Raw genomic sequence first — 19,850 nt, forward strand, 5'->3', positions numbered from 1 at the left:
AAATATATACTATCAGGACCTCTTTTTTGCAGAGAGGGATGGATTTGGAAATGTCAGAAAATCCTTTTATTCAGGCACTGTTAATATCTTTTGCAATGGCAATTTTCATGGTGGGTATGGCCATGGGTATAATGCAAATAGTAACCACTGGTTCAAACCCCGTACCTTATGCCATTATACTTTTGGTATTCGCCATAATATTCATTCTTGGCTCTGTTTTCTTTGAAAAGAGAGGGGCTGACGAATTAGGATCAATTGCTGGTGCAGCACTTGTTTCCTCGGTAAGTACCTTTTCAATCATCTCTTTTCTGGGAGGACTGAGTTTTGCTTTTAATGATGGACTTTTTTCTATAGGATGGAACAGACTAGTTTCCGCACTGGCGATTTGTATGATTGTTAGTATGTTGGTTGTCAAGTTCTTCTCTTACAGGATACAGAACCAGTATTCCTGATTAGATGCTCACATCCCACAAACTATTTATAGAACATCATACAATCCACATCATTGCAATTTCTATTATAAGTTGGACCGCTCAATATACAGGCGGAGATGTCAGTGATGGTAGGTAAAGATAAACAAGAAGATGATAACTCCTCAGACGCGGAATATTCTCCTGAAGAGCTGGAACAGCTGGTTCAGGAAAAGGATGCGGAAATTGCATCCCTGAAGGAAGACCTTTTGCGTAAGAGAGCAGAATTTGATAATTTCCGCAAACGTACCCGCAAGGAGCAGGAAGAATTCCGCAATTTTGCTGTGGAAAACCTAATGGTGGAATTGCTTGATGTCTATGATAATTTCGAGAGGGCCATTGAGTCTGCTCGCAATACCGATGATGTGAATTCGGTTGTCGAAGGGGTGGAAATGGTGTTCAAGCAATTTGTATCGATCCTGGAAAAAGAAGGTCTCAAAAGGATTGAATGTGAAGGTGAGGAATTTGACCCATCTGAACATGAAGCCATGATGCACGTTGAACATGAGGATCATCCTGACAATACTATCATTGATGTTTGTAAACCTGGATACAAGTTAAATTCCAGGATAATCCGGCCCGCTATGGTGGCGGTTTCCAAAAACACTTCTTCTGACAAAGAGGAGAAGTAAAGTTCATTGAAATGAATAGATAAGAAATATCAACTATAAATCTGATAATATTACAAAGAGGTAATCTATATGGGTAAAATACTTGGAATTGATCTGGGAACTACAAATTCCTGCATGGCAGTGATCGAAGGTGGCGAACCAACTGTATTACCAAATGCAGAAGGTAGCAGGACGACTCCCTCTGTTGTGGGATTCTCAAAGAAGGGAGAAAAACTTGTGGGCCAGGTAGCCAAAAGACAGATGGTGGCAAATCCGGACAATACGGTAAGTTCAATCAAACGTCATATTGGTGAAGGGGACTATCAGGTAACTCTCAATGGCAAGGAATATACGCCACAGGAAATTTCTGCAATGATACTGCGCAAACTCAAGGAAGATGCAGAAAGTTACCTTGGTGAAACAATTACAGATACTGTAATCACAGTCCCTGCTTATTTCAATGACTCCCAGAGACAGGCTACAAAGGATGCCGGTAAGATCGCAGGGCTTGAAGTTAAGAGGATCATAAATGAGCCCACAGCAGCTTCTCTGGCATATGGACTGGATAAAGAAACCGGTGACCACAAGATTCTTGTTTACGATCTTGGAGGCGGTACTTTTGATGTGTCCATCCTTGAGTTGGGAGAAGGTGTTTTTGAAGTACTTTCCACAAGTGGTGATACCCATCTTGGAGGAGATGACTTCGATGACAGGATTGTCAACCACATCATAAGCGAATTCAAAAAGGAAGAAGGTATCGATCTATCTGGTGACAAGGCAGCAATGCAGAGGTTCAAGGATGCTGCGGAGAAGGCCAAGATTGAATTATCCGGCGTGGGTACCACAAATATCAACCTTCCTTTCATTACAGCTGATTCAAACGGTCAGCCAAAACATGTTGACATAGATATTACGAGAGCACAGTTCGAAAAGATGACTGAGGATCTTCTCGACAAGACCCTCCAATCCATGAAAAAAGCGCTCAGCGATGCAAACCTTAAAACTTCAGATATCGAAAAGATCCTGCTAATTGGTGGTTCTACCAGAATGCCTGCAGTTGTCAGGACTGTGAAAGAATTCATTGGTAAGGATCCGTACAAGAATATCAATCCTGATGAAGCGGTTGCTGTGGGTGCTGCCATACAGGCCGGTGTAATGGGAGGAGAAGTTGAAGATGTATTGCTGCTGGATGTCATTCCTCTGACCCTTGGTATCGAAACAATGGGTGGCGTTGCAACGCCCTTGATTGAGAGGAATACCACTATTCCTACACGTAAGAGTCAGGTGTTCTCGACAGCTGCGGATAACCAGAGTTCTGTGGAAATTCACGTATTGCAGGGTGAAAGAGGCGTTGCTTCTGCCAACAAGACCCTCGGACGTTTTATCCTTGACGGCATACCACCTGCACCGCGGGGAATGCCACAGATCGAAGTAACTTTCGATATAGATGCCAATGGTATCCTCAATGTTTCTGCAAAAGATAAGGGAACCGGCAAAGAGCAGTCTATAACTATCGAGAAGCCAGGCGGTCTTTCTGATGAGGAGATCGACCAGATGGTCAAGGATGCAGAGGCACATGCTGAAGAGGATAAGGCAAAGAAAGAAGAGGTTGAGGCAAGGAATAATGCAGAAACCCTGGTAAGTTCTGCCGAGAAATCTCTCAAGGAGGCAGGAGACATTGCTTCAGATGAGCAGAAATCCAAGGTAGAATCTGCGATTTCAGATCTCAATACTGCTCTTGAAGGTAGTGACATTGAAGCAATCAAGAGTAAAACCGAGACTTTGCAGGAAGCAATGTATGAAATCTCTGCCCTTCTTTACCAGAAGGCACAGGAAGAGGCTGAAGCTTCCGGACAGGCAGCAGGCGGAGAAGGTGCTTCTACATCTGGTGCTGAAGGCGGATCAGATGAAGATGTTGTCGATGCTGACTTTGAAGAAGTAGACGACAACGACAAAAAGTAATCGAATTCAGGCAGGATTCCTCCCTGCCTATTATATTTTATAAACAAAAGACATCTTTACAGGTTTTCCCATGTCTACAAAGCGTGATTACTACGAAATACTGGGTATTTCCAAGGACGCATCAGCCAGCGATATAAAGAAAGCTTATCGAAAGCTTGCAATGAAATACCATCCGGACAAAAATAAGGAACCGGATGCTGAGGAAAAGTTCAAGGAGATATCCGAAGCCTATGCCGTCCTTTCTGATGAGGAAAAGAGAGCACAATATGATCGCTTCGGACACGCGGGAATTGATAATCAGTATTCGGAAGAAGATATATTCCGTACAGCCGATTTCGGAGGTTTCGAGGATATCCTCGAGCATATCTTTGGCGGCGGATTCGGTGGTTTTGGTGGCTTTGGCGGATTCGGCGGCTCACGCAGTTCACGCCGGGGCCCACAGAGAGGTTCTGACCTGAGATATGACATGGATATTACCCTCAAACAGGCTGCATTCGGAGACAAGGTTAACATCGATGTTCCACGGGCACATAATTGTGACACCTGTGGTGGAACAGGGGCCAAACCCGGTACAGAACCAGTCAAATGTTCTAACTGCGGTGGCAGTGGACAGGTAACCCATGCCCGTCGTACTCCCCTTGGTAATTTTATGACAGCCACTACCTGTGACAAATGTCACGGCAGGGGACAGATAATTGAATCACCCTGTGAAACCTGTAATGGTACCGGCAAAGTCAGAAAGACAAAGACCATTGAGGTAACTATTCCCAAAGGTGTGGAAACCGGTCTGCGTTTGAAAATGACTGGAGAAGGAGAAGCCGGAAGTCCAGGTGCTCCGCCGGGGGATCTTTACATTGTACTTCATGTTAAGCCTCATGAACTCTTTGAAAGAATGGGTGACGACATAGTATGTGAAATTCCCATCTCATTTGCACAGGCTGCTCTGGGTGACAGTATACAGGTTCCCACTCTTTACGGGGATGTAAAGATGAATATAAAACCCGGCACCCAGACCCATTCAGTATTGCGTCTTAAAGGCAAGGGGATGCCGCATCTGCATGGGCATGGACAGGGGGACCAGCTCGTAAAAGTTATCGTACAGACCCCTACAAAGCTCAATGAGGAACAGAAAAAGCTCCTCAAGGAATTTGACAGTCTGGGTGGAGGATCCGCCGGCTCAGGTAAAGGTGGTGTTTTTGATAAATTCAAAAATGCTTTTGAATCTGTAATCTCTCCTGATGACTCTCCGGGCGATTCTACTGCCTGATTTTTCTTTTTTCAGTAAGCTTTAACAACAATAGCATATATTATCGCTCAATCCAGTTTATTAATGTATGTTAATTGGATAGAGGTGCCTTTATGAAAATCATTGTCATAGGTGCAGGTGAAGTTGGGTATCATATAGCTAAATCACTGTACCTGGAAAATGATCTTGTTATCATTGATGAAGATGAAGATGCTTGCCTGAGAGTCGATGAATTCGATGTTCAGGTTATTCGGGGCAACGGAGCAAATGCTGCAATTCTTGAAAAAGTTTTGATCGGTGCAGATCTGCTTGTGGCTGTAACCGGTGATGATGAAGTAAACATAGTTTCATGCATGGCTGCTAAATTGATAAAACAGTCCAATAAGAACTTCAAGACCATGGCAAGGGTCAGTAATCCTGATTATATAGATAGGCCGGTAGCCAAACGTACACAGGTTGGTATTGATGTAATGGTATGTCCTGAACTTGCCCTTGCATCTGAAGTTGCTGACATTTTATCAATTCCTTCTGCTATCGATTCTGAATCCTTTGCAGATGGAAAAGTAAAAATGATGGAGTTTGTTGTAAAGGACAATAGTAATATTGCAGGCAAACATCTTCGAGACGTAGATTTGCTCGATTGCTGTATCGTAAGTGCTCTTTTCAGAGGTTCGCAACTGATCATTCCTCATGGTGAAGATATTATTCAGGCCGGCGACCACATCGTAATTATTGGTAAAACAGAAGCAATGAAGGATATTTCTTCCTTTTTTGGCGAGATCAATAAATCACGCAGCCGTGTGATGATAATCGGAGGGGGTGTAGTCGGGTTTTACCTGGCACAGCTACTTGAAAATACCCGTTTGAATGTAAAGATTATTGAAAAGGGTCGCCAAAGGTCTGAAATGGTAGCCGATAATCTTCAAAAGGCACTTGTTTTGCGTGGGGACGGTTCCGATCTGAATCTTCTAAAGGAAGAAGGTGTCGGTGAGATGGACGTAGTTATCTCTGTCACAGACAGTGATGAAAAGAATTTATTGTGTTCGCTAATGGCCAAACAGCTGGGGGCAAAGAAGGTAATTGTCAGAGCTGATCACTTTGATTACGTGCCACTTTTCGAAATGGTAGGTGTAGACCGTGCTGTCAGTCCCAGGGAAGCCACGGTTAATGAAGTACTCAAACTTACTATGGGAACGGGCATCGAAGCCCTGACGACCATTGAAGGTGAAAAGGCAGAAATTATCGAATATACCGTATCTCGCAAATCAAGAGTGACAGGAAAGCTTCTAAAAGATGTTAATTTCCCGGATGATTCACTTGTAAGCATGGTAGTGCATGGAGGAGTTACTATTATTCCCCGGGGTAACTACAGGATAAGGGAGGGAGACCACCTGCTTGTATTTTCCCTGCCCACGGCACATCAGGCCGTAGAAAAACTGTTCAAGTAAGGGTAAATTTCTGGTGTCCATAGCCGGTGACTTGAGGATAGAGAAGCCGAAAACTCCTGAATTCTGGAAATATAAAAAAAATCAGTCAAACTGATTCTTTTTATATTTGAATTCAAAGTTGTTGTTAACCACATCTCTGAAAAGACCCCTCAGGTCCCATAATAGTTTCTTGTTTGCTTTGAATAGGGCATAAAGCAGGTCTTTAAGACTCAGGCTATAAAAATTAACATTGGACAGGGATTGTGCAAGGTGATTGAGGTCCTTGTCTGTAAATTTGATAAATGTCTCTTTTACTACCAGGCTATATTCGATTTCCTTTCCGATGGTGGATCTCCAGAGAGTTTCATATTCGTTCAGGGTATCTGTGGTGTAATCTCCTTTTTTAATGGCATCCGCAGCAACTTCTGCAGCAATCTTTCCAGCTTCCATGGCATTGATTATACCTCCTCCTGTAATTGGATCTGATTGGCGTGCAGCATCACCTACGAGGATTAACCCATCACTAACTGTTTTTTCGATGGGGCCACTAACGGGAACTCCTCCATAGACCATTTCGATGATCCTCCCCTCTGGGTAAACATCTCTCATAAATTTATCAAGATAGTCGATGGCTCTGTGGTCACCTGATTTACTTCCCAGAATACCAACGCCTATGTTTGCCATATTTTCACCTTTCGGGAATACCCAGAGGTAGCCTGCTGGTGCAATTTCGTTTCCGAGATAAAAATCACAGAATTGTGGATCAATATCAATATTAGTAACAAGATATTGTACGCAGGTTTCCATATCGGTTGGTTTCAGGGAGGTATCGATCCCGGCCCATCTGCCTACCTTTGATTCCATACCGTCAGCGCCGATCACGATCTTTGAGCGTATTTCGTATTCCTCGCCCAGGTACATTGCATAAATTCCGCATACAACACCTTTTTCCATTATAAGCCCGGTTGCCCGTGTCTTGACCCTAACTTCTGCACCTGCCCTGGCACACTGGTCCACAAGGGCACGGTCGAAAACTTTTCTCTCAAGGACGTAACCTACCTCTCCTCCGGACATTTCTTCACTCATTTCAACCATTGTGCCGTCAGGGGAATATATGCGGGAGCCTGTAAGATCTGCACATATCCATCGTGGATCAGGTTCAATGTGGTCACTGAGGCAGATTTTAGAAACTCCCTCTGCACATCGCACAGGGTCTCCTATTTCCTGCCTTTTTTCGATAAGGAGTACATCAAGTCCGAGTTCTGCAGCATTTTTTGCGGCGATCGCTCCCCCGGGTCCACCACCTACGACTATTAAGTCATACATTTCTTTCATTTATTCACCTCAATAGCTCCTACAGGGCAGATTTTGGCACAGAGACCACAACTTGTGCAGCAATCATTAGCTTCCACCCATGTTTCTACAAGCTCGAGGGCTCCGCTGGGGCATACACCCACACATGCACCACAGTATCCGCACTTGTATCGATTTATCTTAATACTCATCCAATCACCGAAATAAGATATGAATTTACCTTAATAACACATGTAAAGATATATGTTTTGTCAGTAAAGGTTTAAAATTATTACATTTTACCTTTTCAAGTATCATATATGCAGGAGATTTATAAATTATTGCATGTTATCATTTATTATGGAATTTATTATTGTTTATATCACAACTTCAGGTACAGTTGAGGCACGCAATATAGCATCCGAGTTAGTTTCCAGAGGTCTTGTCGCCTGCGTGAATATGTATCCTATAAGATCGGTTTTTATGTGGAAGGGAGAAGTAAACGAGGACGATGAAGTCGTCCTTTTTGCCAAAACGACCAAGAACAATTTTGAACCTGTACGAGAGCTTGTGCGCAGCATACACAGTTATGAGTTACCTGCAATTGTTTCATGGGATATTGAGGCAGATACTGAATTTTTGGAATGGATCAGGACATCGGTATCTAATTAAAGGGGCTTATTTTCACCCTTCCTTTACCTTCCTTTTTACCGAATCTTTTTTCGGCATAATCCTTTGCAATTCCCTGTCCATGTAATAGGAGTTCTGTAATATCCTGTGGTTCATCAATATCCGTACTTGCAAGGAATGAATCATATACCCGAATAGAGAGTTTTTGTTGTGCGGCAATCATGCAGTGATTCTCAAAACTTGAACCGTAGTATTTGACCCTGAAATTCTCAGGTTTGCGGATGAACAGTATATTTGTGCCGCCTCCTTTGCCCGGTACAATAGTCACATCCGCTTTACTCGCTACTATATCTTTTATATGAATGAATTTCACAAGGGGCAGATCCGCCATAATGATCAGTATCGGCTCTTCCTTTTGAGAGAGATATTTATTCAAACAATCGTTGAGGTCCGTGTCATCCTCAATTATATTTGCTTTCACTTCCTTTTTCACGTCACAGGCTTTGGGGGTGATTATATCTATATTCAGAATCCCACCCTTCCTTAAAGTTGCAACAACATCCAGAAGCATCTTTTCGACAAAGGTTTCCCTCTGCTCCTTTGTCATAACAGTTGAAAGCCTGGATTTGGCATTTTCCTTTTTGTAGGGTATTACTGCTCTCATTTACATTCCCTGTAATGTGTATCTCGTCTGACAGGCCTGCGTCCGATTCCTCTGATGATCCATTGCATCTCTTCGGGGTGCAGGTATTCACCATTCTTTCCCCCGGATGCAACGGTGATCTGGTCTTCCATAAGTGTACCACCCAGGTCGTTGGCACCACAATTCAGGGCTACCTGTGCAAGCTTGTTTCCAAGTTTTACCCAGCTGGCCTGTATATTCGGTATATGTTTACTGAGGAGAACGCGTGCAATGGCATAGAATTTCAGGTCTTCTATTCCACCCGGGCCATATCTCCCTTCTTTAATCATTTTTTTACCCACCCTGTTATTGTAGGGCAGAAATGGAAGGGGGACAAGTTCTGTGAATTTGCCCGTTTTTTGCTGGATATCCCTGAGTATAAGGAGGTGGTCGATTCGCTCCTTCCAGGTCTCCACATGGCCATACATAATGGTTGAATTTGTGACCAGACCTGCATTATGTGCTGATTTAATTGTATCAATCCATTCTTCTGTAGTAATCTTTTCAGGACAAATTATATTTCGCACTCTTTGGCAGAGGATTTCCGCAGAGGTGCCTGTAAGGGTCCCCAATCCGGCTTCCAGCAATTTTGTGAATGCCTCTTCCAGAGAAATACCATCAACTCTGGCAGCGTGGTTGATCTCCATGGGAGAATATCCATGAATGCTTATATCTGGATATTTTTCCTTGATCGCTCGTACGATCTCAAGGTAAAAATCAAGTTTGAGTTCAGGAAGAAAACCTCCCTGTATGCAAATCTCGGTGGCGCCTGCAACATATGCTGTTTCCACCTTTTCCAGGATTTCCGGTATTGTCAGTATGTAACCGTCAGGCTGGTTGTATGAACAGAAATTACATTTCCCCCTGCACATATTGGTGATGTATACATTGCGATTCACAACATAGGTTACATCGTCACCGACTGATTCCCTGCGCAGCCGGTCTGCCATGTCAAAAAGTTCAAAAGGGTTTTCTTTGAGAAGTTTCAGGGCATCTTCCCTGGTGGCCAATCCGTTTCTAGCCCGATTTTCAATATCTTCAGGAATCATTTCCCTGCCTCAATGCTTTCATAGAGAGTATTCCTTTGCACAGGTTTGCGGCCGGCCGTTCGGATCAACCATTTTATTTCGGAAACTTCCATACTTTCCCCGTTTTTTGCACCTGCAGAGCTGGAGATTTTCTCTTCCATCAATGTCCCCCCAACATCGTTGGCACCAGAGACAAGAGCTACTTGTGCAAGTTTCTTTCCGAGTTTGACCCAGCTTGCCTGTATATTGGGGATGTGGGTATGCAGGAGGATCCGGGAGAGCGCATAAAACTGTAAATCCTCTATGCCGCCGGTGGCATACTTGCCTTCTTTTATCATCTTTTTGCCGATAGGATTGTTATAGGGCATGAACGGCAAAAGTACAAATTCGGTAAAACCAGCGGTTTTTTGCTGGATCTCCCTTATTTTCAGTATGTGATCTATCCTTTCTTCCTTTGTTTCCACATGCCCGTACATCATGGTCGCAGTAGTGGCAATTCCAAGCCTGTGGGCTGTAGTGATTACATTTTCCCACTGAAGGGTGTTCAGTTTGCCGGGACATATTATTTCGCGTACCCTGTCTGAAAGGATCTCTGCAGCAGTACCGGGCATAGTTTCAAGGCCACTGTTTTTGAGCCTTTTTATTGTGGATTCGATAGAAAGTCCGTTTTTCTTTGCAAGGTGGAAAATTTCCATCGGGGAATAGGCGTGAATATGTATGTCGGGATAATTAGCTTTGATGGAACTAAGAATATTCTGGTAAAATTCCAGGTTTGCATCTTCAAGTAATCCGCCCTGGATACAGACTTCTGTAGCACCCAACTCAACAGCTTCTTTTGTTTTTTTGAGTATATCCGATTTTTCCAGAAGGTAATTTTCCTGGTGCTTGAAAGCACAGAAACCGCAGTTTCCGATGCATTGGTCTGTGAAATTGATATTTCTGTTGACAACATATGTCACATCATCGCCGACGGCTTGCTTGCGTAATCTGTCAGCAAGGGAAAATAGTTGTAAAGGGGGAACTTCCAGCAATTTGAGGGCATTTTCTTTTGTAACTTTTCCCTCATATGCCTGCTGTATGATATCATCAGGTATCGTGGTTTTCATAGGAATCCTTCTGTTATTTTCGATAACCTTCGGAATTTGCAAGGGAATTTATTAATCCATCAAGTTGCTTACTATACCATCCACTTCTTATGTATTGCGGGTAGATTGGTAATCTTTCCTTTAATGGGATATCTCTTGCCATAGTTTTCAATTTTTCAACATCCGGCCATTCAGCTTCGGGATTAATCCAGTCAATCGTTGTGGGGGATATTCCTCCCAAATCTTTGGCACCTGCTTTAATCAGCAGGTAAGGATCAATAAGGTTTGGGGCTACCTGCACTTCTACATCTGCAGGCAGAATACTCCTTGCAAGCTGTACAGTATCGAGCATCTCTTCTTTTGATGGTGGCTTGATGCTTTCCATCCTGGTGCCAGGCTTGGGCATGAAATTCTGGATAATTACTTCCTGGATATGGCCATATTTGAGCTGTATCTCTGCAATGGTTTCGAGGGAATAGATACGATTTTCGCGGGTTTCTCCGATACCTACAAGGATGCCTGTTGTGAACGGGATATGTAGTTTACCTGCATCTTCTATCATGCGAAGACGGATTTTGGGTTCTTTACCCGGCGACAGTTCATGGGCAGGTAATCGTGCAGTGGTTTCGAGCATGAGGCCCATACTTGCATTTACAGGTTTAAGGACCTCCATTTCTTCATAGGTCAGTATCCCGGCGTTTGTATGGGGCAACAGTCCTTTTCCAATTGCCATTTCACACAATTTATAGACATAATCCACAGTTGAAGAATAGCCTCTACTTTCCAGCCACTCCATGTATTCGGGCACTTCCTCGGCATACTCTCCGAACACGAACAGGGCTTCCGTACAACCCGCCTTTTTTCCGTGGCTTAGAATATCACCTATCTCTTTTTCACCCATCAGTTGTGCATCAGGATGGGATGGCTCACGACGGAAGGTACAGTAATGGCAGTTGTTCCTGCAGATGTTTGTGACAGGAATGAATACATTACGTGCGAATGTGGCATACTCTGGCATGAATGGAGAATGAAATGATATATATCCTACATAAGATTAATGCAACACAAATACGGGTTTATATTATGGGACGTACATTTCTTTTCAGGGAGGTCCATACAATTGCTTGAAGCACTGATTGAAAAATGTCCTCGGGCGGGCAGGAAGAATGTTCTTTATTCTGCGTGTCGCTCTTGTGAAGACTTTGTGAAAGTGGATTGCATTTACATTGTCTGTGGCTATAAAGGCTATGCAAAGAGACGGTTTATTTATAAGCAAAATTGAGGCTGGCGATGCGCAGGATAATTCTGGCTTCTACATCTCCCCGGCGCAGGGAATTGCTGACACAGCTCATTGGGGATAGCTTTGAGATGGTCCCTTCTGCTTACAATGAGCTCATGGATGAGGAGTTGGACCCTCCTTCCCAGGTACTTCAGCACGCTCTGGGAAAAGGTCGTGATGTTACGACAAAATATCCGGATTCTGTGATAATCGCAGCTGACACGGTTGTATCATGCGGCGGAAAACTTCTCGGCAAGCCTTCAGATAAAGAAGACGCCATATCTATGTTGGAGATGATAAGTGGCAGAACTGTGGAAGTTTTAACCGGAATTGTAGTTATTTATCCGGTAAAAGGGATTGAGGATACTGATATAATATCTACTCAAGTTAGGATGGCGAACCTCTCTCGGCAAGATATTGCAGCTTATGTGAAAACCGGTGAACCAATGGGTAAAGCAGGGGCCTTTGCCATACAGGGACTTGGTGCTGTGCTTGTGGAAAAAGTGGAAGGGATTTTTTTAATGTGGTCGGCCTTCCTCTTTTCAAGCTTTCGCAGATGTTAAAAAAGGTAGGTGTAGATGTATTTTAACTCATGCAGGCCGATTTCTGACCTTTTCCTTTAATAGGTAGTAGATTGCACCTGTTGACAGGAGGGTGGTGACCACATAGACCATCCAGCCGATGTATGGGATGCTCCCCAGTAGCAGTAGTATGAATATGCCAGCTGCCATCTCCCGCCATCTTGTAGTAGTCCTGCCTAGCAATCCGAATAGTTTTTTTCCCAGCCATAAGCCGGCTATTATCCTTGCACAGTAGAGCAAAAAAATCATTATCAATAACAGTATCAATGCTAGGGGGATTCCAACCACTGTTACTGCAAGTATAATTGATCCCATGAGGATTCCCAGCAATGATAAAAGGCCGGCTATAGTCTTGTGAATTGGTTTATCCGTGAGATGAAAGGTCATATCCTCTATGCTATTTGTTGCCAGGTAGAGAATTATCCAGCCGGTTAACAGTAACATTATGTAACGCAATAACCAGAATACAATATCCATGAATCCATATCCATTTTCATCGGATTCTGTTATACCCGGTTGCGTTTCTTTAGAGGTAATTCTTTCCCCTTGAATAGTGGCATCAGAAAGGGTTTGTATTTTATCGGTATCAACATCCAGTTCCCCTGCGACATTCCCGCCAAGTATTATATTCCCGAAGTTTCCTGACACATTGCCCGCAATATCTCCGTAGAGGTATGCCTGATTTGTGCTGGCTGCCAGATCTCCTCCAATTGTTGCATTTTCTTCCAGGATGAATTGGCTGCAGCCTGCAATTACATCGTCTCCGATACTTCCTGATATTTTCAGTGTCCCGGCTGCTATCCTGGCATCATCGGCTATGTTTCCTTGTATTGTTATTGTACCGCCCGCAGCTATCAGATCTCCGGCAATATCTCCGTTGACGGTAATGGTACCTCCGGTAACGATCAGATCACCGTTTATGTCACTGTTGATCTGCAGATTGCCTCCTGCAGCATAAACATCATCATCGATCTGTTGTAAGATTTCCATATCCTCTCCACCATCATATGAGGTGAAGGCAAAAACAGGTTGGATGTTTAACAGTACACCTACCAGTAACAGGATAGCAAAATTTCTGATTTGTATAGTATATCCCCCGTAATGAATTGGTTGAAGAGGTATTTAAGGAACACCGGTCATTCCCGATGCTGTTGCTTTATGATATCCAGCGTGTTCATAACACCCAGGGCAACGCCTTCTACTTCGATGCCTCCTTTTCCCTTTGCCCCGTCCCCAACGACGTAAAGGCTATTGATGGGCGTGGTATTGCCTATATCCGATCCGGAGGATGCCCGGTTTACGGGCCAGCCGTCATAATATGACTGGGTGAGGATTACTTCGTATTTTTTATTGGGGAAGACTTCCTTGAGATCCTGCAGGCCAATTTCAATCTCCTCTTCAAGCTTATCGATTTTTTCCTGCTGGACACTTTGGTGTGCCATTACCAGATGTTTCTCTGCAGGAGCAAGGTTGGGGTCTGTGTTGGTCACTTCATTGATTCCATTGACCCGGCGGCAGTAAGGTGTCAGGAGAATGCCGTTGTGGCCGATCAAAGGCTCCTCTGAGGCCAGGCATATCTTAATTCCTGCAGACGGTTTGGCATTGTCTATTTTTTCTTCATAAGCATTATTAATGGTACCTGAGTCATAAAGATCTCTTGTAAATGGGTGGCCAATATTGCTTATTATAACATCGGAGTAATGTTTTTTTCCATCTGCTATTAATCCCCGGGCTGTATTGTTTTCCACAATTATCTGACTCACTTCGGTACTTTTATGAATTTTTCCGCCATTTGAACGAATTATTTCTACAAGAGCATCCGTAACTCCTTTACATCCACCCATCGGGATTCCTGTTCCTCCATAGCGGTAGAGATTCTCAAATATTTCAAAAGCTTCCTCTGCAGGTACATCTCTGTTTGTCAGGCTCAGTGCCCAACCGCAGAATGAGTTGGCGGTTTTGTGTGCGCTATCTTCATTCAGGTATTTACGAATCCAGTTTTCAAAAGAAATATTTTTAGGAGGCCACCTTCTGGTGGTAACTAGAAGAATTGCAAGTTTGAGCCTGTTCCACATGGAGAATTGTGAACCATATTGATTGAAAGATATATCTTTAAATCCGGATTTATAATTATTTGAACCATTTGCGGGTATACGGATCATGGCCATAGGTTCACAGGGTACGATTTCCACGTCTGCACCTATTTTCCTGAGCAGGTTGCCCAGAGGACCTGTAGAACCATGAGGTATCATGTGCAATGCTCCCGTAGACAGGCTGAAACCGTGATATTCGATGTTTGTAAACCGCCCTCCTGTAATGGGTAATCTTTCAAAAACTTCTATTTCATGTCCTTCGACTGCGAGTGAAGCCGCGCTTAAAAGACCTCCGAGACCTGCTCCGATTACATTGATTTTCATTTTTCAGCCTCGATAGCCTTAAGGGGACAGTAGAATGCACATACGCCGCAGTTGGTACATTTGTCAGTAATATATGCATTTCCTTTGACTACAATGGCATCCTGTTTGCAGAAAGCGGTACATTGTCCGCATCCGACACATTTTTCATTGACTCGCATATGATTCTCCGCTATTCTGGTAGGTGTAATATGTTTTGAATTCTGATATGGATTGGAATTGAGATGAATACACAATTTATTAATATTTAGTTTTCGTTACTTTAAAGGTAGTAATTGTGGAAGCGACCCATTGTTAATTATCAATGGTGATAGTTATATATCTCCTTGTTCATATATTCTTAAATGGTGATTGGATGTCTGCAGAGATAATACAGGTAGTATCCCGGAAAAAGGGTGAAATTGTTTCAAAAAAGGTAAAGGCAGCGCCCTATGAATTTACTATCGCAACTCGTGCAAGATGGGAAATGGTGATTGCGGATAACGATCTGGAAATCAGGGCAGGAGAATACAAAAAGATTCCTGTAAGGGAAATCACCCTTGATCCAGATACTCTTGCAATGCCATGCGCTTTTACTTATCATGCGGTTGCTTCTGTTCTCAAGATTGCTTCTACTGAGGGGGCATGTCCTGTGGATAAAGAGCGTACTGTCAGGTATGCATATGTCTTCGGCCAGACAAATGGAAAAATCAGGGAAGGGGACCTTCTCGGCGTCCTGAATGTTTTCCCGATAATGTTTACCAGGGAAGCCATGACTCCTACTGAAGTTGATTGAGGGGTATTGGGATGGAAACCTGTTTGATCTGTGGTGAGGCTCAGGATTATAAACAGTATGGTAATTACAATATCTGTACTACCTGTGCTGATGTTATGGAAGATGTGATGGGGGAATTTTTCCTCCGTACAATTTGTAATTGCTCCAAACCCCAGTCACATGAAACGTATTTCAGTTATTTGAACAGTACCTCAAAATACATTTCTGATTACAAGAAAATCACATCCCGTTCGAAAAAATATGAAAGACATATTTCCGAAAAAGCTTCGGATGCGATTGAAAAAGTGGAAGTCCCTTCAAAGCAGCGATATTTTGAAAGAATGCAGACTGTTGTAAAATGGCTGGAAGACAACCCGGCGTTTTATCATTATTATTTTAAGAAATATTATGTATGTCCTTCTTGTGGCGCTTCTATCTTTGACAGGTATTCAAAAGAGGAAGTAGGGGATTGGATTGTTATTTCCTGTTCGGAATGTGGTGAGCTGATTAAGAAATACTTCGCTCCAAAAACTCTTTGATATATACATTCCCTACTATTTTTTAATTTCAGCCATATTTGTATTTTGTATTTCTCACGTCTTGTGTAATGCCTTTTTTTAAATCAACTTTTGATTATAAAGCGTGATAAATCCAATATGTTTTTATGTGATGATTCATTAGAAGATTCAAAATAAAATCCAGTGGACCATTTATTATACAAATGCAGTGACGTTACATAAAGTCAATTGGTTCACATTTATTTGATATTCATAATCAGGTGAGTTATATGTCAGATAGTAATATCGTATATAGTTACATCCCGGTTGCGGTGTTTCTTGTCGTCTCACTACTGATGCCTCCAATGACGATGCTGATCGTAAAATTGCTCAGTCCAAGGAGCAAAGGCGCGGAGAAATATTCCACTTATGAGTCTGGTTCGGTTCCTACCGGCCCTGCACGTATCCAGTTTAGTGTGGAATACTATCTCTATGCGATCGCATTCGTGTTGTTTGATATCGAAGTCCTCTTCCTTTACCCGTGGGCTATGATATACAGAGGTAATACAGGAGTAGATACGACGGTAGCGGTAGTCGAAATGCTTGTGTTCATTTTTGTTCTCCTGTTCGGTTATGCATTCTTATGGAAGAAGGGGGCCCTTAAATGGATGAAGAATTAAAAGAAAAATCCTATGAACAGCCCGTTGCTAAAGAACAGGGTGCAGAAGAAGAAAATATTCCCGGTGTGGTAACCACCACTTCAAAGGAAATAAATAAATTCCTCCAGAAGACCAAAGCTCAGGACTTTATAAACTGGGGTCGTAAGAACTCTTTATGGTTTATGGCCCAGGCAATGGGATGCTGTGGTGTAGAGATTATTGTAACAGGTATGTCTCCTATGGATACCGATCGTTTTGGTATCATTCCCAGGAACTCTCCCAGACAGGCAGATGTTATGATAATCAGTGGGTATGTTACAAAGAAATATCTTCCCGCTCTCAAGAAATTATATGATCAGATGCCTTCTCCTAAATGGGTAATCTGCATGGGTGACTGTTCTATAAGTGGCGGTCCCTTTTACGAGTCCTACAGTACCGTACAGAATATAGATGAGATATTCCCGGTTGATGTTTTCATCCCCGGCTGTCCTCCCAGACCTGAAGCATTAATTCAGGGCTTCCTTGAAATCCAGAAAAAGATTGAAGCCAGGGAAGACAAGGGTTCAGGATATGATAGGTGATATCATGGATGCGGAAAAGATTATTGATTCACTGACTAGTAAGTTCCCGGAAGCAATCTCAGATACAAACACCGAGTCTGAAAGACGCATTTCTGCATATGCTGATGCTGATAATATTGTGGAAATATGCCAGTATCTAAAAGATGAACTCCAGTTTGGACACCTTTGTTCTGAAACAGCGGTAGATTTGATTCAGAAAAACGAAATTGATGTTGTGTATCACATAGGTTCTTATGATCATCCGGTAGTGCTGACATTGAAAGCCAAACTTCCCAGGGATAAACCGCAGATTGAATCTGTTGTACCGGTTTACTGGAATGCTAACTGGTATGAAAGGGAAACCTATGAGTTATTTGGTGTACAGTACAAGAATCATCCGGACCTGAGAAACCTTGTCCTTCCGGACGAATTGTTGGGAGACTGGCCTCTACGTAAGGATTACGAAGGATTCCCCCAAAATACTGCTAAAAACCTGGTGTGAGTGATAAATATGGATACTAATGTTGGTCCTGATGAGATGCTTATCCACCTGGGTCCTCAGCATGTTGCACAACCCGGACCTTTCAGACTGAATGTCAAAGTGAAAGGTGAGACTGTGCAGGACTCTGAGGTCGAGATTGGTTTCATCCATAAGGGCATTGAAAAAATACTGGAAAGCAAGACCTATCTTCAAGGCATTCCTGTGGTTGACAGGGCATGTTACCTTGCAGCCCTTTCCAATGAGGAAGCATTCGTGGGCAGCGTAGAAAAACTTGTAGGCATTGAACCAACTGAAAGGTCACAGTATATCAGGGTTATAGTTGAAGAACTTTCCAGGATACAGAGTCACCTGCTTGGATATGCGGAATATGCTTCTTTCCTTGGATTTGTCTCAATGTTCATGTACCCGATAGCTGTAAGGGAAAAAGTACTGGAACTTCTTGAAATGACCACCGGTGCAAGGATTACGCACTCATACCTTCGTTTTGGTGGTGTACGTGACGATCTGCCGGAAGGTTTCGAGGCAAAATGCAAGGAAACATTCGAGTACGTCAGAAAAGGTGTTGAGGAATGGGGCGAGTTGATGAAAACCGATATGATCTACAGGGAACGTACTGTAGGAGTCGGTGTCCTTACTCCTGATATAGCCAGCGACCTGGGAGTTTCCGGTCCGCCACTGCGTGCAACAGGTGTTGCTTTTGATATAAGGAAAGATGATCCTTATCTTGTTTATGATGATTTTGACTTCAAGGTTTGTACCGAAACTGCAGGAGATATTGACGCACGTATCTGGGTGCGTATCGCAGAAATATACGAAAGTATGTATATTATCGAGCAGGCTCTTGACCAGATACCTTCCGGTCCACTATTCCCGGAAAACCTCCCGTATGATCGCAGGTCCCCTGTCATGAGGGTTCCTGAGGGCGAGGTTTTCCACAGGGTTGAGGATCCAAGAGGAGAAATGGGATTCTATATGGTTTCCGACGGTTCAGACAAGCCATATCGTGTAAAGATCAGAGGTCCCGTATACCCTACAATGCAGGCACTGCCACCTCTTATAAAAGGCACCCAGCTTGCAGATGTTGTAGCGATTGCGGGAAGTATGGACGCATGTACCAGTGAGGCGGATAGGTGAAAATATGTTCGATATTCCAGCAAACATTTTTCCATGGGTAAAAGCAATCGTTGGTCTTGCGCTAATAGGAGCTCTTTTTGGAGCCGGAATGGCCGCTATCTGGATTGAACGTAAACTTGCCGGTGATATACAGGAAAGATATGGTCCCAACAGGGTAGGTCCGATGGGTCTGCTGCAGCTTGTTGCGGATGCAATCAAATTGTTTACAAAAGAAGATATTATTCCTGCCAGAGTGGACAAGATTCTGTATATAGGTGCACCGATAGTAATTATGATGTCGGTCTTTTTGATGCTTGTTGCTATTCCCTTCGGGGCTGTTTACATAAACGGTGTCGAATATGTATTGGCAGCAACCCAGATGGACATAAGTATTCTCTACATTGAAGCCGTTTCTGCTATTGCCGTTATCGGTATATTTGTACTCGGATACGGACAGAATAACAAGTATGCAATGATGGGTACTTTCCGTAACTTTGCAAGAATGATCGGCTATGAGATTCCTCTGGGAATCACCATCGTAAGTGTTGCCGTGATGGCAGGCTCTCTTGATGTGGTTGAGATCGTCCATGCCCAGAGTCCCATATGGTATGCATTCCTGCAACCTATTGGTTTCATAGTATTCTTCATTGCTATGATGGCTGATATGGGTCGTCTTCCTTTCGACCAGAATGAGGCTGAAGAAGAACTTCAGGCTGGTGTTTTTACTGAATACAGTGGCATGAGATTCGGTCTGGGATTCTTCGCAGAATACTTCCATTTGATTCTCGGTTCATTCCTGATTTCACTGCTTTTCCTGGGTGGATGGAACCTTCCGGGATTTGTAACTGATAATATTGTACTTGGAATAATCCTTCCAACACTGTTCCTCATAGCCAAGGCAACGATCGTTATGATGTTTATTATAATGATGCGTTGGGCTGTTCCGAGGTTCAGGATCGACCAGGTGGTTGATCTTAGCTGGAAGAAACTCCTGCCCCTCTCCCTGTTGAACCTTGGATGGGCCATTGCATTAGGTTTGTATCTGGGAGCGTGATTA

At 43.3% G+C, this 19,850-nt stretch carries 24 protein-coding genes; 15 read left to right on the plus strand and 9 right to left on the minus strand.

The window, feature by feature from the left end; translation table 11 throughout:
• The first annotated feature begins 50 nt into the window (after positions 1–50).
• From BKM01_RS01720 to trkA, 5 genes are all read left to right on the plus strand, one after another.
• Positions 51–452 (plus strand): heat-shock protein, encoded by a 402-nt coding sequence (locus tag BKM01_RS01720; RefSeq protein ID WP_084006320.1) that lies wholly within the window; start codon positions 51–53, stop codon positions 450–452.
• 107 nt (positions 453–559) lie between these two features.
• Positions 560–1,102: a nucleotide exchange factor GrpE gene (grpE, locus tag BKM01_RS01725; protein WP_072360420.1), complete on the plus strand. Its 543-nt coding sequence runs from the start codon at positions 560–562 to the stop codon at positions 1,100–1,102.
• A 69-nt stretch (positions 1,103–1,171) separates the two neighbouring features.
• Positions 1,172–3,043 (plus strand): molecular chaperone DnaK, encoded by a 1,872-nt coding sequence (gene dnaK, locus BKM01_RS01730; protein WP_072360418.1) that lies wholly within the window; start codon positions 1,172–1,174, stop codon positions 3,041–3,043.
• A gap of 70 nt (positions 3,044–3,113) precedes the next feature.
• Entirely contained in the window at positions 3,114–4,310 is a 1,197-nt protein-coding gene (gene dnaJ, locus BKM01_RS01735) for a molecular chaperone DnaJ (protein WP_072360416.1), read from the plus strand.
• A gap of 92 nt (positions 4,311–4,402) precedes the next feature.
• On the plus strand, positions 4,403–5,737 hold the full coding sequence (gene trkA / locus BKM01_RS01740; RefSeq protein WP_072360414.1) for a Trk system potassium transporter TrkA: 1,335 nt from the start codon (positions 4,403–4,405) through the stop codon (positions 5,735–5,737).
• Between the two features lie 81 nt (positions 5,738–5,818).
• Here the strand turns inward: trkA and BKM01_RS01745 are convergent, their stop codons facing one another.
• Complete coding sequence (locus BKM01_RS01745; RefSeq protein WP_072360412.1) at positions 5,819–7,051, minus strand: NAD(P)/FAD-dependent oxidoreductase; 1,233 nt, start codon at positions 7,049–7,051, stop codon at positions 5,819–5,821.
• Positions 7,048–7,221, minus strand: a complete 174-nt coding sequence (locus BKM01_RS01750) for a 4Fe-4S binding protein (protein ID WP_072360410.1) — start codon at positions 7,219–7,221, stop codon at positions 7,048–7,050. Before BKM01_RS01750 ends, BKM01_RS01745 begins: the two co-directional genes overlap by 4 nt.
• A 148-nt stretch (positions 7,222–7,369) precedes the next feature.
• On the opposite strand from BKM01_RS01750, the gene cutA reads away from it, so the two are divergent.
• Entirely contained in the window at positions 7,370–7,681 is a 312-nt protein-coding gene (gene cutA, locus BKM01_RS01755; RefSeq protein WP_072360408.1) for a divalent-cation tolerance protein CutA, read from the plus strand.
• Here cutA and cofC read toward each other — a convergent pair.
• From cofC to cofG, 4 genes are read right to left on the minus strand one after another with little or no spacing between them, the layout of a single operon-like run.
• Entirely contained in the window at positions 7,674–8,303 is a 630-nt protein-coding gene (gene cofC, locus BKM01_RS01760) for a 2-phospho-L-lactate guanylyltransferase (protein WP_072360406.1), read from the minus strand. The two genes, cutA and cofC, sit on opposite strands and share 8 nt — an antisense overlap.
• A complete protein-coding gene (gene cofH, locus BKM01_RS01765; RefSeq protein ID WP_072360404.1) occupies positions 8,300–9,370 on the minus strand; it encodes a 7,8-didemethyl-8-hydroxy-5-deazariboflavin synthase subunit CofH in 1,071 nt (356 codons plus the stop codon). The genes cofC and cofH (BKM01_RS01765) overlap by 4 nt, the downstream gene beginning before the upstream one ends.
• The gene (gene cofH, locus BKM01_RS01770) at positions 9,367–10,455 is read right to left on the minus strand and encodes a 7,8-didemethyl-8-hydroxy-5-deazariboflavin synthase subunit CofH (RefSeq protein WP_072360402.1); all 1,089 of its coding nucleotides are present in this window, start codon (positions 10,453–10,455) and stop codon (positions 9,367–9,369) included. Before cofH (BKM01_RS01770) ends, cofH (BKM01_RS01765) begins: the two co-directional genes overlap by 4 nt.
• A 13-nt stretch (positions 10,456–10,468) precedes the next feature.
• Entirely contained in the window at positions 10,469–11,452 is a 984-nt protein-coding gene (gene cofG / locus BKM01_RS01775; RefSeq protein ID WP_072360400.1) for a 7,8-didemethyl-8-hydroxy-5-deazariboflavin synthase subunit CofG, read from the minus strand.
• Between the two features lie 102 nt (positions 11,453–11,554).
• Between cofG and BKM01_RS10705 the strand changes: the two genes are divergently transcribed.
• Together BKM01_RS10705 and BKM01_RS01780 are read left to right on the plus strand one after the other, a co-directional pair.
• Entirely contained in the window at positions 11,555–11,716 is a 162-nt protein-coding gene (locus tag BKM01_RS10705; protein ID WP_157769602.1) for a hypothetical protein, read from the plus strand.
• Between the two features lie 8 nt (positions 11,717–11,724).
• Complete coding sequence (locus tag BKM01_RS01780) at positions 11,725–12,276, plus strand: Maf family nucleotide pyrophosphatase (RefSeq protein WP_233125691.1); 552 nt, start codon at positions 11,725–11,727, stop codon at positions 12,274–12,276.
• A gap of 27 nt (positions 12,277–12,303) precedes the next feature.
• Here BKM01_RS01780 and BKM01_RS01785 read toward each other — a convergent pair whose 3' ends face one another.
• From BKM01_RS01785 to BKM01_RS01795, 3 genes are all read right to left on the minus strand, one after another.
• A complete protein-coding gene (locus BKM01_RS01785; RefSeq protein WP_072360398.1) occupies positions 12,304–13,284 on the minus strand; it encodes a bactofilin family protein in 981 nt (326 codons plus the stop codon).
• Between the two features lie 146 nt (positions 13,285–13,430).
• A complete protein-coding gene (locus BKM01_RS01790) occupies positions 13,431–14,711 on the minus strand; it encodes a phytoene desaturase family protein (RefSeq protein ID WP_072360396.1) in 1,281 nt (426 codons plus the stop codon).
• Positions 14,708–14,869, minus strand: a complete 162-nt coding sequence (locus BKM01_RS01795; protein WP_072360394.1) for a 4Fe-4S binding protein — start codon at positions 14,867–14,869, stop codon at positions 14,708–14,710. Before BKM01_RS01795 ends, BKM01_RS01790 begins: the two co-directional genes overlap by 4 nt.
• A gap of 194 nt (positions 14,870–15,063) precedes the next feature.
• On the opposite strand from BKM01_RS01795, the gene BKM01_RS01800 reads away from it, so the two are divergent.
• The 7 genes from BKM01_RS01800 to fpoH all read left to right on the plus strand — a co-directional run bounded on the left by BKM01_RS01800 (position 15,064) and on the right by fpoH (position 19,847).
• Positions 15,064–15,483: a DUF22 domain-containing protein gene (locus tag BKM01_RS01800; protein WP_072360392.1), complete on the plus strand. Its 420-nt coding sequence runs from the start codon at positions 15,064–15,066 to the stop codon at positions 15,481–15,483.
• An 11-nt stretch (positions 15,484–15,494) separates the two neighbouring features.
• Entirely contained in the window at positions 15,495–16,001 is a 507-nt protein-coding gene (locus BKM01_RS01805; RefSeq protein WP_072360390.1) for a hypothetical protein, read from the plus strand.
• A gap of 314 nt (positions 16,002–16,315) precedes the next feature.
• Positions 16,316–16,639, plus strand: a complete 324-nt coding sequence (locus tag BKM01_RS01810) for an NADH-quinone oxidoreductase subunit A (protein ID WP_394339268.1) — start codon at positions 16,316–16,318, stop codon at positions 16,637–16,639.
• Entirely contained in the window at positions 16,624–17,199 is a 576-nt protein-coding gene (locus BKM01_RS01815; protein WP_072360387.1) for an NADH-quinone oxidoreductase subunit B, read from the plus strand. Before BKM01_RS01810 ends, BKM01_RS01815 begins: the two co-directional genes overlap by 16 nt.
• Before the next feature lie 4 nt (positions 17,200–17,203).
• Positions 17,204–17,680 carry a F420H2 dehydrogenase subunit FpoC gene (fpoC, locus tag BKM01_RS01820; protein WP_072360819.1) on the plus strand — a complete coding sequence of 159 codons (477 nt, stop codon included), beginning with the start codon at positions 17,204–17,206 and terminating at the stop codon, positions 17,678–17,680.
• A gap of 9 nt (positions 17,681–17,689) precedes the next feature.
• A complete protein-coding gene (fpoD, locus tag BKM01_RS01825) occupies positions 17,690–18,814 on the plus strand; it encodes a F420H2 dehydrogenase subunit FpoD (RefSeq protein ID WP_072360385.1) in 1,125 nt (374 codons plus the stop codon).
• A 4-nt stretch (positions 18,815–18,818) separates the two neighbouring features.
• The gene (gene fpoH, locus BKM01_RS01830; RefSeq protein WP_072360383.1) at positions 18,819–19,847 is read left to right on the plus strand and encodes a F420H2 dehydrogenase subunit FpoH; all 1,029 of its coding nucleotides are present in this window, start codon (positions 18,819–18,821) and stop codon (positions 19,845–19,847) included.
• Positions 19,848–19,850: the final 3 nt, after the last annotated feature.

Source organism: Methanohalophilus portucalensis, from assembly GCF_002761295.1.
Taxonomy (GTDB): domain Archaea; phylum Halobacteriota; class Methanosarcinia; order Methanosarcinales; family Methanosarcinaceae; genus Methanohalophilus; species Methanohalophilus portucalensis.